9 protein-coding genes are annotated in these 11,943 nt (G+C 71.2%); 1 reads left to right on the forward strand and 8 read right to left on the reverse strand.

All coding sequences use genetic code 11. The annotated features are described in order from the left end of the window. Positions 1-485: 485 nt before the first annotated feature. The 8 genes from murD to mraZ form a co-directional block, all read right to left on the reverse strand. Entirely contained in the window at positions 486-1,928 is a 1,443-nt protein-coding gene (murD, locus tag ABD259_RS04025) for a UDP-N-acetylmuramoyl-L-alanine--D-glutamate ligase (RefSeq protein WP_344160227.1), read from the reverse strand. A 2-nt stretch (positions 1,929-1,930) separates the two neighbouring features. Next, entirely contained in the window at positions 1,931-2,941 is a 1,011-nt protein-coding gene (gene mraY, locus ABD259_RS04030) for a phospho-N-acetylmuramoyl-pentapeptide-transferase (RefSeq protein ID WP_394296708.1), read from the reverse strand. Positions 2,942-2,982: 41 nt separating this feature from the next. Next, a complete protein-coding gene (locus tag ABD259_RS04035) occupies positions 2,983-4,398 on the reverse strand; it encodes a UDP-N-acetylmuramoyl-tripeptide--D-alanyl-D-alanine ligase (RefSeq protein WP_344160230.1) in 1,416 nt (471 codons plus the stop codon). A gap of 364 nt (positions 4,399-4,762) precedes the next feature. After that, entirely contained in the window at positions 4,763-6,313 is a 1,551-nt protein-coding gene (locus tag ABD259_RS04040; RefSeq protein ID WP_344104330.1) for a UDP-N-acetylmuramoyl-L-alanyl-D-glutamate--2,6-diaminopimelate ligase, read from the reverse strand. A gap of 142 nt (positions 6,314-6,455) precedes the next feature. Next, positions 6,456-8,432 (reverse strand): penicillin-binding transpeptidase domain-containing protein, encoded by a 1,977-nt coding sequence (locus tag ABD259_RS04045; protein ID WP_344104332.1) that lies wholly within the window; start codon positions 8,430-8,432, stop codon positions 6,456-6,458. Positions 8,433-8,484: 52 nt separating this feature from the next. Then, positions 8,485-8,961, reverse strand: coding sequence for a cell division protein FtsL (gene ftsL, locus ABD259_RS04050; RefSeq protein ID WP_344104334.1), 477 nt, complete (start codon positions 8,959-8,961; stop codon positions 8,485-8,487). Between the two features lie 21 nt (positions 8,962-8,982). Beyond that, complete coding sequence (gene rsmH, locus ABD259_RS04055; protein WP_344160233.1) at positions 8,983-9,969, reverse strand: 16S rRNA (cytosine(1402)-N(4))-methyltransferase RsmH; 987 nt, start codon at positions 9,967-9,969, stop codon at positions 8,983-8,985. A 244-nt stretch (positions 9,970-10,213) separates the two neighbouring features. After that, the gene (gene mraZ / locus ABD259_RS04060) at positions 10,214-10,642 is read right to left on the reverse strand and encodes a division/cell wall cluster transcriptional repressor MraZ (protein WP_344104338.1); all 429 of its coding nucleotides are present in this window, start codon (positions 10,640-10,642) and stop codon (positions 10,214-10,216) included. A 292-nt stretch (positions 10,643-10,934) separates the two neighbouring features. Here mraZ and ABD259_RS04065 point away from each other — a divergent pair, with 292 nt between their 5' ends. After that, a complete protein-coding gene (locus ABD259_RS04065) occupies positions 10,935-11,930 on the forward strand; it encodes an AAA family ATPase (RefSeq protein WP_412759408.1) in 996 nt (331 codons plus the stop codon). Positions 11,931-11,943: the final 13 nt, after the last annotated feature.

The following is an 11,943-nucleotide window of genomic DNA, read 5'->3' on the forward strand; positions in this document are numbered from 1 at the left end:
GCGGCGGAGCGGGGCCCGCAGCTCGGGGCGTCCCTTCTCGCTTCGCGTGCGGCGCCTTCCGCGATTCGGGAGCACTCCACCGCCACAGCCCCCCTCTGGCGATGATCATGGGGAATGTCCCGACAAACCGGACAAAACCGGGACCGTTCCCATGATCATCGCGGGGAACGTGGGGCAAACCGGGCATACCCGGCGTCCGGCGGCCCGCACGTCGGATTCCGGGCCGCCCGCATGCCCCGCCCGGGAGCCGACCAGGGGCGCCCCACCCCCATCCCTCGTCGCCGCTGCCGTCCCCGCTCGACCGGGGAGGAGACCGGTGGGGCGGGCGGTCGTTGCCCCGCCCGGCCGCGTCCCCTGAGGCGACCGGCACCCCCAACGCCCGCCGCCCTCGCTGCCGCTTTTCACCCAAGGACGCCGGAAAGAAAGACCGTCGACACGGCCGCTCAGCAAACCCCGAAGGCCCTCACTGGCGGTGCCGCGCCGCCCTACGCGCCGATGCCCCGCACGACCTCGGTGAACGCGTCGCCGCGGACGTTGTAGTCGGTGAACATGTCCATCGACGCCGCAGCGGGGGCCAGCAGCACGGTGTCGCCCTCGTGGGCCAGCTCCGCGGCGGCCTTGACCACCTCGGCCATGGCGCCGCGGCCGTCGGTGTCGGCGATGTCGACGACCGGGACGTCCGGGGCGTGGGCCGCCAGGGCATCGCGCAGGCGGGCGCGGTCCTGGCCGATCAGCACGGCGCCGCGGAGGCGGGGGGCCGCGGAACGGACGAGGTCGTCGACGTCGGCGCCCTTGAGGAGTCCGCCGGCCACCCACACGACGGACGCGTACGAGGCAAGGGACGCCGCGGCCGCGTGGGGGTTGGTGGCCTTGGAGTCGTCGACGTAGTCGACGCCCCCGACGGTGGCCACGTGGGAGATGCGGTGGGGCTCCGGCGCGAAGGCCGCGAGTCCGGCGCGCACCGCCCCGGGGGCCACGCCTACGGACCGGGCCAGCGCCGCGGCGGCCAGGGCGTTGGCGACGTTGTGCGGAACCGCCGGGACGACATCGCCCAGCGTGGCGAGCTCTTCGGCGCTGTGCAGCGGGTCGTCGACGAAGGCGCGGTCCACCAGCAGGTCCTCCACCACGCCCAGTTCTCCGGGGCGCGGGGTGTCCAGGGCGAAGCCGATCAGCGGTGCGGTCGCGTCGCCCGCCTGGGCCAGGCGCAGGGACCACTCGTCGGCGGTGTTGGCCACGCGGATCGTGCCGGGGGCGTGGATACGTCCCTTGGCTTGGGCGTAGGACTCCAGGCCGCCGTGCCAGTCGAGGTGGTCAGGGGCCACGTTGAGGACGACGGCGGCGTGCGGGCGCAGCGAGGAGGACCAGTGCAGCTGGAAGCTGGACAGCTCGACCGCGAGGAGTTGGGGATAGGCGCCCTTTTCGTCGGGTAGGGCGGCCTCGATGACGGGGGTGCCGACATTGCCGACCGCGACGGCGTCGCGGCCGTCGGCGCGCAGCATCGCCTCCAGCATCCGCACCGTCGTGGTCTTGCCGTTGGTGCCGGTGACCGCCAGCCAGATCTGGTCGGCGGGCTTGAGCCGCCAGGCCAGTTCGACGTCCCCGATGACCTCGATGCCCGCCTCGGTGGCGGCCACCAGCAGCGGGGAGTCGGGCCGCCAGCCGGGCGAGGTGACCACGAGGTCGGTCCCCGGCGGCGGGGTATCGGCGGCACCGAGCCGCACATCGGCGCCCTCCGCCCGCAGGTCGGCGGCCACGCGCCGGGTGGCCTCGTCGTCGCGCCCGTCGACGACGGTCACTCGCGCGCCGTGGGCGAGCAGTACACGGGCCACGGGCGGCCCGGACACGCCCAGCCCGGCCACGCACACGGCGCGGCCGCTGAGCCGGGTCGGGAAGGCGGCGGTCTCGCTCACGGTCTCGCTCTCGCTCACGCTTATCTCGGCATCCATTCCAGGTAGAACAGGCCGATGCCGACACCGACGAACAGGCCCTGGATGATCCAGAACCGGATCACGATGGTGGTCTCGGCCCATCCCTTGAGTTCGAAGTGGTGCTGCAGCGGCGCCATGCGGAACACCCGTTTACCGGTGAGCCGGAACGAGGTGATCTGGATCATCACCGACAGGGTGATCAGCACGAACAGGCCACCGATGATGAGCAGCAGCAGCTGGGTGCGCGTGGTGATCGCCAGGCCGACGATGAGGCCGCCCAGCGCCAGCGAGCCGGTGTCACCCATGAAGATCTTGGCGGGAGGCGCGTTGTACCAGAGGAACCCGATGCAGCCGCCGAGCACCGCCGCCGCGACGACCGCGAGGTCGAGGGGGTCGCGCACCGGGTAGCAGCTCGGTTCGAGCGCCTGGGTGCAGCTCTGCCGCAGCTGCCAGTTGCCGATGATGACGTAGGCGACCAGGGAGAGGATCGTGGCGCCGGTGGCCAGGCCGTCGAGGCCGTCGGTGAGGTTCACCGCGTTGGAGAAGCCGACGATGAGGAACAGCGCCCAGATCACGAAGACGCCGATCATCAGCGGCGGCCCGAAGTCGCGCAGGAAGGAGAGCTGCGGGGAGGCGGGGGTGTAGCCGTAACCGTTGGGGAACTGGGTGACGCCCACGGCGAAGCCCACGCCCACGACGGTCTGGCCGAGCATCTTCGCGCCGCTGCGCAGACCCAGACTGCGGCGTTTGTAAATCTTGATGAAGTCGTCGAGGAAGCCGACGGCTCCCATACCGACGAACAGGAACATGACCAGCAGGCCCGACACCGTCGGCCGGGTCATCAGCGCCAGGTGGGAGCCGAAGTAACCGATGACCGCGCCGAGGATGATGACGATGCCGCCCATGGTGGGCGTGCCCTGCTTGGTCTTGTGCCCCTCCGGTCCGTCGTCGCGGACCTCCTGACCGAATTTGAACCGGAACAGGATCCGGATCACCATCGGCATGAGCGCCATTGAGAAGATGAGAGAGAGCGCCGATGCGAGCAGGATGCCGGTCACTTGGCGTCCTCCCCGGACTTGAGCAGCTCGGCGACCCGTTCCAGCCCGGCCACGCGCGATCCCTTCAGCATGACGACGTCTCTTGCCCGCAGGCGCTCACGCAGCGCCGCGGCCGCGGCCGGGGCATCGGGGACCTGCACGATCTCCCCCCGCCACCCGGGCACGCTCCGCGCTCCATCAGCGATGGGCGCGGCCTCACTTCCAACGATGACAAGCCCGGCGACCCCGGTCTCGGCCGCGCGTCGGCCGATGGCCTCGTGCTCAGCGCGGTGCCGCTCCTCGCCGAGTTCTGCCATCTGCCCCAGCACGGCGATGGACCGCCGGTGCTCCCCGAGCGTCTGGAGCGTCCGCAGCGCGGCGGACATGGACTCGGGGTTGGCGTTGTACGCGTCGTTGACGACCGTGATGCCGTCGTCCAGCTCGTCGATCTCCATCCGCCACCGGCTGACGGGGCCGGCCTGGCCCAGAGCAGCGGCGATGGCGTCGATGTCCATCCCGGCCTCCGCCGCCACGGCGGCGACGGCCAGCGCGTTGTGCACCTGGTGGGTGCCGACCAGCGCGAGGCGCACCCGCGCGCTGCGCCCACCGAGCTCCAGGGTGAACGCGGCCCGCCCGGAGCCGTCGAGCTCGACGTCGGTGGCGCGCACGCCGGCGCCGGCGCCGGCGCCGTAGGAGACCACGCGCGCCTTGGTGCGGGCCGCCATCCCGATCACGGCGTCGTCGTCGGCGTTGAGCACGGCGACCCCGCCGTCGGCCGCGGTGGGGAGCGCCTCGACCAGCTCGCCCTTGGCCTGGGCGATGGCTTCTCTGCTGCCGAACTCGCCGACGTGGGCGCTGCCCACGTTGAGCACCACGCCGATGCGGGGCGGGGCGAGGGAGCACAGGTAGGAGATGTGCCCGGTGCCGCGCGCCCCGACCTCCAGGACCATGAACCGGGTCGCGGCGTCGGCGCGCAGCACGGTCAGGGGGTGGCCGATCTCATTGTTGTACGAGCCCTGTGTCGCGATCGTGGTGCCGCGGTGCTCCAGTACCTGGGCGAGCAGGTCCTTGGTCGTGGTCTTGCCGGACGAGCCGGTGATGCCGATGACGTCGGTATGGGTCAGCTCGTCGGCGACGCCCCGTGCCAGGCGCCCCAGGGCGGCTTGGATCCCGTCGTCACCGCCGTCGACCAGCAGGTGCGGGGCGTCGACCGGGCGGGACGCCAGGACCGCCACCGCGCCCGCCTCAACGGCGGCGCCGGCGAAGTCGTGGCCGTCGACGTGTTCGCCGTGGAACGCGACGAACAGCGAGCCCGACCGGGCCTGCCGCGAGTCGATCACGACCGGGCCGTTGACGATCTCCGCTGCACGCGCCGATCCGCTTAACCGGGATTGGGTGATCTCAGCGATCCGATCGAGCGTCAGCGCGATCAAATCCACTCCTCATGTCGGGGCCCGGTCCTCCGCGCCTGGGGCGCTCCGGCAGGAAGACGGCGCGAATACGGGGAAGCGCGGTACTCGTCTTCTTGGGAGCGGCGTCAGCACGCCACGGAGCCGGGCTGCGATTGCCGGACCTAACCTTAGAACATGTTGGGCCGCGGGGGTTGCGCCCAGGCCGGATCACGACCGATCCGTGATCACCTGTCCATGTCTTCGCCTCTCACGACCGTATTGCCCGTCATGGGGGATCCGTCGCGCACCGTCCCGACGTGTGCGGAAGCCGCTGTTCCGGTGCGGGGCCGTGGCCCCGCACCGGCGGCCCACCGGCACGGTGCGCCGGTTCGGCGCGGTGGGGCGCTCAGCCGCGCCCCCGGCGGCGCAGTGCGTCGCGCAGCACCTCCCGGTCGTCGAAGGGCAGCACCCGGCCTGCGACGTACTGGCCGCGCTCGTGGCCCTTGCCCGCGATGACGACCGTGTCGCCCGGTGCCGCTCGCCCCACCGCTGTCTCGATGGCGGTGGCGCGGTCGGGTTCGACCGTGACCCGGGCGCGCTGTTCCTCGGGGACTTTGACGACGCCCTCCAGCATGCTCTGCACAATCGTGATCGGATCTTCACTGCGTGGGTTGTCGTCGGTGAAGATGACGGCGTCGGCGAGCCGGACGGCGGCCTCCCCCATCAGCGGACGCTTGGCGCGGTCCCGGTCGCCCCCGCAGCCCACGACCATGGTGAGGCGGCCCTCGGTGATGTCGCGCAGCGAGCTGAGCACGGCCTCGATCGCCCCGGGCTTGTGCGAGTAGTCGACCAGCGCGGTGAAGTCCTGCCCCTCGTCGACGGGCTCCATGCGCCCGGGCACGCCCCCCGCGGCGGCGACACCCTCGACCGCGGTGTCCATGGGGATACCGGCCTCGATGAGGCCGACGATGGCGGCCATGGCGTTGGAGACGTTGAACGGGCCGGGCAGCCGGACCGAGGCGTCGGCCTCCATTCCGCCCGGCCCGGCGAGGCGGAAAACGCTGCCGCCGGCGGTGAGCCGCACGTCGACCGCGCGCCAGTCGGCCTCGGGGTCGCCCGCGGAGGAGAACGTGGTCACCGGGATGGCGCCGCGGGCGTTCACCATGTCGACGAGCGCCCGGCCGAACTTGTCGTCGCGGTTGACCACGGCCACCTTGCAGAACTCCGGCGTGAAGAGCCGCGCCTTGGTGTCGAAGTAGTCGCGCAGGTCGCTGTGGAAGTCCAGGTGGTCCTGGGAGAGGTTGGTGAAGATCGCGACGTCGTACTCGGTGCCGCCGACGCGGCCCAAGGCCAGGGCGTGGCTGGAGACCTCCATCGCGGCGGCCGAGACGCCGTGCTCGCGCATGACGGCGAACAGGCCGTGGAGGTCGGTGGCCTCGGGGGTGGTCAGCGACGAGTCCACGCGCTCGTCGCCGACGCGCATCTCGACGGTACCGACCAGGCCCGTGTGGTGTCCGGCGGCGCGCAGCCCGGACTCCACCAGGTAGGTGACCGTGGTCTTGCCGCTGGTGCCGGTGGTCCCGATGAGCAGCAGCTCCTCGGCGGCGTTCCCGTACACCCAAGACGCCACCTCGCCGAGGCGGGCGCGCGGATCGGCTACGGACAGCACGGGCAGCCCCGTCTGTCCGGCACGCTCCGCACCGGAGGGATCGGTGAGGATCGCCACCGCACCGGACGCTGCGGCCTGCGCGGCGAACTCCGCCCCGTGTCTGCTCAGGCCGGGCAGCGCGGCGTAGACATCGCCGGAGCGCACGCTGCGCGAGTCGTGGGTGATCCCGGTGACCGTCGTCTCGGTCACATCGGAGTGCGCGTGGTCGGAGGGACTGGCGAGCGCGTCCGGGCCCAGCAGGCGGACGAGGTCGGACAGCGGACGGAGATGGTTTCGTTCAGGTCGCATTACCGGTGGCACGTCGTGAGGTTATCGGCTGTGATCACAAGGGGGATAATCAAACAATGGCACATGGGCGGGCCTGGGGGCGGGCGACGCCGCGGACCGTGGCCGGAGTCTCAGGCACGCACCGCCGGCCGCGCGCTGGCGGCTACTCGTCCTCCATGAGCCGGATGTTCGGCGCTTCGGTGCCGGTCGGCTCGATCTTCAGGGACTTCAGCCCGAAGGACATGACGTCGGCGAAGACCGGTGCGGCGGCCTTTCCGGCGTAGTACTCCTTCTTGGGGTTGTGCAGCACGACCTGGACGATGAGCTGCGGGTCGTCGGCGGGGGCGAAGCCGACGAACGACGAAGTGTGGCCGCCGCCCTTGTAGCTGCCGGTTTCCGGGTTGACCCGGTTGGCGGTGCCCGTCTTCCCGGCCACCCGGTAGCCGGGGACCTGGGCCGCGGTCGCGGTGCCCTCGTCGCCGGTGACCGCCTCCAGCATGAGCTTGAGCTCATCAGCCGTGGCCTTGCTGATGATGCGCTCCTTCTTGTGCTCGGGGGCCGGGGTGAACTCGCCCTCCTTGTCAACGGTCCCGGCGAGCACGTGCGGCTCGACGCGGACGCCGTCGTTGGCGACCGTGGCGTACACGCTTGCCATCTGCATGGCGTTGACCGAGAGGCCCTGACCGAACGAGATCGACGGCAGCTGCGTCCCCCACCAGTCCTCGGGCTCGGTGAGGATGCCGGCGTTCTCGCCGGGCAGGTCCAGCCCGGTGGGCTGACCGAACCCGAACTTCCTGAGGTAGTCGTACATCCTCTGCTTGCCCAGCTGCTCGCCCACCTGGATAGTGCCGACGTTGCTGGACTTGGCAAGGATTCCGCTGAGCGTCATCCGCTCGGTGTCGTGGAAGTGGTCGTCCTTGAAGGTGCGGTCGTAGCGCTGGATGGAGTAGGGCACGGTGTAGACGGTGTCGGGCGTGGTGAGCCCCTCCTCCAGCGCTCCGGCGACGGTGATGACCTTGTTGGTGCTGCCGGGCTCGAAGGCCTCGGCCACAGCGCCGTTGAGCCGCTCCTCGGCGGTCGTGGAGCCGATGTCCTTCGGGGAGTAGGTGGGGTAGTCGGCCATCGCCACGATCTCCCCGTTGGGGCGCATCACGATCACGCTGCCGCCGTCGGCGTTCAGCTCGTCGGAGCGCGCGGCCAGGGCCTGCTCGGCGTGCCACTGGATGTCCTGGTCGAGGGTGAGGCGCGCGTCCTTGCCGGGGACCGGGTCCTTGGCCAGGCCGCCGCCCATGGGGATCTGGGTGCCGGACGCGGAGATGTCGACCTGCTGCTTGCCGGCCTCACCGGCGAGGGTGGTGTCGAGCACGGCTTCCAGGCCCTCGGCCCCCTGGCCCGCGGCGTTGGTGAAGCCGATGAGGTCGGCGGCCCCGGTCTCGTCGGGATAGACGCGCTTGTAGTCGACCAGGGCGCCCAGGCCCTGGAACTCGCGCTTGGCCAGGTCCTTCCACTCCTTGGGCGCGACGTTCTTCTCGATTACCTGGTAGCGGCTGGGTGTGGCGTTGACCTTGGCGGCGACCCGGTCGGCGTCCAGACCGAAGCGCTCGGAGAGTTCGCGGATGAGCTCATCGCGCTCTTTGTCGCGGACCTCGGTGGGATCGACGAAGACGAGGCGGGACTCCACCGACATCGCGAAGGACTTGCCGTTGACGTCGGTGATCGCGCCGCGGGTGGTCGGGATGTCGATAGTGGTCCGCCGTTGCTCTGCGGCGGCCGCGGCGTACCCATCGGCCTCGATGCCCTGGATCTGCACCAGCCGCCCGGCGAACACCAGCATGATGACGACCATCATGACCAGCGAGACCTTGATCCGCCGCTGCGGATTGACCAGGCGGAACCGGCTGCGCGGGGGCGCGGCGGGGCCGCTGGGGCCGCCCCCTCTCCCTGGCCGCGCGGAGGCGGCGGTTCGGGCCGGGCGGGGACGGGCCGGAGTCTGGCGGGTGGGGCGCCGCGGCGGCTGCCCGGTGCCGGAGGAACGGGGGCGCCCCTGTCGGCCGCCCTGGGGAGCGGAGCCACGGCCGGACCGCCCCGAGGGGGAGGGGCGGCGGGGATCGCGGGACCGCCCGTCACGCGATGGACTCAACCATGGCTCCTAGCGGTCGGTCTTCTCCTCCCGGCGCCCGGACGGAGCCCGGTCACGGGGTGCCCGCTTCGGGCTCGCCGTCGATCGTTCCCGTACGCAGATCGATGAACAGCGGCCCGTCGCCGGGCTCCATACCCATCGCCTTCGCCTCTGATGCGATCCGGTCGGGTGCCTCCAGGGCGACGACCTCTTCCTGCAGGGCCTCCTTCTCGTAGGAGAGGTCGCGGTTGTCCTGCTCCAGGCTGGTGATGGCGAACGCGTCCTCGATCAGCACGGTGCGCAGCGCGAGCAGGCTGATCATCGCGCCGCCGAGCAGTCCGAGCACAAGCAGCACGAAGGGCATGCGGGGCGCGCGCGGGGCCGGCTGGCGCCGGGGCGCGGGAGCGCGCTTGGCGGCGGGGCGCGGCGGTGCGGTGCGCGTGGTGCCCGAACCGCGCGCGGGCTCGTACGGGCGCCTACGATCGGGGCTGTCGGTGGCCGGGCGGGAGCGCGTGTGGCCCCGAGGTCGGCGCTCGGTCGTGGTGCTCATGAGTGTGTTCCGCCTCCCCGATCACTTCCGTGGTGCTCTGACCCGTTCGGCGGCCCGGAGCCGGGCCGATGCCGCACGGGGGTTGCGTTCGTTCTCCTCGTCGGAGGGCTGTTCGGCCCCTCGGGTGAGGAGCCGGAGTTCGGGCTGGGCTTCGGGGAGGGGAACGGGCAGGTCGGGCGGGGTGGTATCGGTGGCGAGCGAGGCCAGGGTGCGCTTGGTGAGCCGGTCCTCCAGGGAGTGGTAGGACAGCACGGCGATGCGCCCGCCGATGGCCAGCCGGCCGATGGCGGCCGGCAGCGTGCGCTCCAAAATGGTCAGCTCGGCGTTGACCTCGATGCGCAGCGCCTGGAAGGTGCGCTTGGCGGGGTTGCCGCCGGTGCGCCGGGTGGCGGCGGGAATGGCCTCGCGTACGAGCTCGGCCAGCAGGCGCGTAGTGTCGATACCCCGCTTGGCGCGTTCGCGCACGATCGCCTGGGCGACGCGTGCGGCGAAGCGCTCCTCGCCGTAGTCGCGCAGGATACGGGTGAGCTCGGCGGCGGAGTAGGTGTTGACGACGTCGGCGGCGGTGAGGTCCTGTGTGCGGTCCATCCGCATGTCGAGGGGCGCCTCGTAGGAGTAGGCGAAGCCGCGCTCGGCCTCGTCCAGCTGGGGTGAGGAGACGCCCAGGTCCAGCAGGATGCCCTGGACTTCGTCGATGCCGAGGTCGTCGAGGACGCGGGGGATGTCGTCGTACTCGGCGTGGGCGAAGTCGACGCGGTCGGCGAACGGCGTGAGGCGCTGGCGGCTGCGGCGCAGTGCGGTGGTGTCGCGGTCGATGCCGACCAGCCGCAGCTCGGGGTGGGCGGTGAGCATCGCTTCGGCGTGGCCGCCGAGGCCCAGCGTCCCGTCGACGAAGACCGCCCCCGGGCGCGTCAGCGCCGGGGAGAGCAGGTCGACGATCCGATCGAGCATGACCGGAATATGCGCCGCCTCGGTGTCTCCCGATGCGTCTCCCACCGTGTCCCCCATGAGCACAGTGCCCCCCTAGTTATCGTCTTCGATTCGCTCGCGGTCGTTCCCCCGGACCCGCGACCGCCCGGACCGGCCTCCAGACGCGTCCCAAACGTCGCCCACCTGGCACCGGGGAAGCTGTGTCAGCTGGTACCTGGTCGCGTCTGAAGGCCCTGGATCCGGACAGGACACTTGACGGTGGTGGCCTCGCGCTCCTCCGCGCCCGACGACCGAAGCCGTCGCCGCGGTGCCGCCACGTCACTCACACCCCCGGCAACACCTCCTCCGACAGATCCGCGAATGCCTGCTCCTGTTCGGCCTCGTAATCGGCCCAGGCGCGCGCGTCCCAGATCTCCAGGCGCGTGTTGGCTCCGATGACGACACAGTCGCGGTCCAAGCCCGCGTAGCCCCGGAGTGCGGGCGGGATGGTGATCCGACCCTGCTTGTCCGGGATCTCATCGGATGCGCTGGCGAAAAAGACGCGGCTGTAGTCGCGAACCGCCTTGGCGGTGACCGGAGCCGACCGGAGGGCCTCGGTGATGCGCTGGAACTCCTCCATCGGAAAGACGTAGAGGCAGCGCTCCTGGCCCTTCGTGATCACCAGTCCCCCCGACAGTTCGTCGCGGTACTTCGCCGGAAGGAACAGTCGCCCCTTCTCGTCGAGGCGTGGCGAGTGGCTGCCGAGAAACACCGGAAACCACCTCCCCAGCCCTGCGGGAGCAGTCTCCTGCTCCACGATGCTCCACTCTACTCCACTCTCCCCCACGGTCAACAGAATCACCCGCCGGCAGACGGCGGTTTCGCCGATAAATCCCCAGTTCAGGTGGGGTGGAGGGGAGTGGAGCGGGCGCGGCGGGCCGTGGCGTGTCCCACCGGACGGACATCCGGACGGCACTGAACCGCTGATCCGTTCTGCTGTGCATTCCACCGCTTTGCCGTTAGCCTCGGGGGACATCAGCGTGGGGACCGGGGGAAGGTGCGAAGTGTCGCTCGACGCGCGATACGACACGAACGGGTTCGACGGCCGCCCCTCCCACACCGGTGGCGTCCTTGTGGTCGCCGACCGGATCCGCGAGGCGGTCGAGACGGTCATCGAGGGCAAACCCGAGGTCGTCCGGATGGCCCTGACCGTGCTGCTGGCCGAAGGCCACCTGCTCATCGAGGACATCCCGGGTGTCGGCAAGACGATGCTGGCCAAGGCGCTCGGGCGGGCCGTGGACTGCTCGGTGCAGCGCGTCCAGTTCACCCCCGACCTGCTCCCCAGCGACATCACCGGCGTCAGCGTCTACCACCAGGAGCGCCAGGAGTTCGAGTTCAACCCCGGCCCGGTGTTCGCCAACATCGTGCTCGGCGACGAGATCAACCGCGCCTCCCCCAAGACCCAGTCGGCGCTGCTGGAGTGCATGGAGGAGATGCAGGTCAGCGTCGACGGCGAGACACGTCCGCTGGAGCGGCCGTTCATGGTCATCGCCACCCAGAACCCGACCGACATGGAGGGCACCTATCCCCTGCCCGAGGCGCAGCGGGACCGCTTCATGGCGCGCATCGCGGTGGGCTACCCGACCCCGCAGGCCGAGCTGGACATGATCGACACCCATGGTGCGCTCTCGCCGCTGGACGGCCTCGCCCCGGTGGCCGACACCGCCGAGATCCGGGCCATGGTCGCCCACGTGCAGACCATCCACGTCGCCCCGGGCATCCGGCGCTACGCGGTCGACCTGGTCTCGGCCACCCGCACCGCCCCGGAACTCCGGCTTGGCGCCTCCCCGCGGGCCACCCTCCACCTCGTCCGAGCGGCCCGCGCCTACGCGGCCCTGGAGGGGCGCGCCTACGTCGTCCCCGACGACATCCAGGCGCTGGCGGTGCCCGTGCTCGCCCACCGGCTCCTGCTCTCCCCCGAGGCGCACATGGAGCGCCGCACCACCGAGCACATCGTCTCCGACCTGGTCGCCCGGATGCCGATCCCCGGGCCCAGATAGAACCGGTGTCCTC

Origin of the sequence: Nocardiopsis rhodophaea (assembly GCF_039530945.1) — a bacterium.
Classification (GTDB): domain Bacteria; phylum Actinomycetota; class Actinomycetes; order Streptosporangiales; family Streptosporangiaceae; genus Nocardiopsis_C; species Nocardiopsis_C rhodophaea.

Bases quoted from the DNA above. Each gene is read 5' to 3' on its own strand.
- mraY (WP_394296708.1), bottom strand. From the start codon at position 2,941: ATGGCGCTCATGCCGATGGTGATCCGGATCCTGTTCCGGTTCAAATTC.
- ABD259_RS04040 (WP_344104330.1), bottom strand. From the start codon at position 6,313: ATGCGACCTGAACGAAACCATCTCCGTCCGCTGTCCGACCTCGTCCGC.
- ftsL (WP_344104334.1), bottom strand. From the start codon at position 8,961: ATGAGCACCACGACCGAGCGCCGACCTCGGGGCCACACGCGCTCCCGC.
- rsmH (WP_344160233.1), bottom strand. From the start codon at position 9,969: ATGGGGGACACGGTGGGAGACGCATCGGGAGACACCGAGGCGGCGCAT.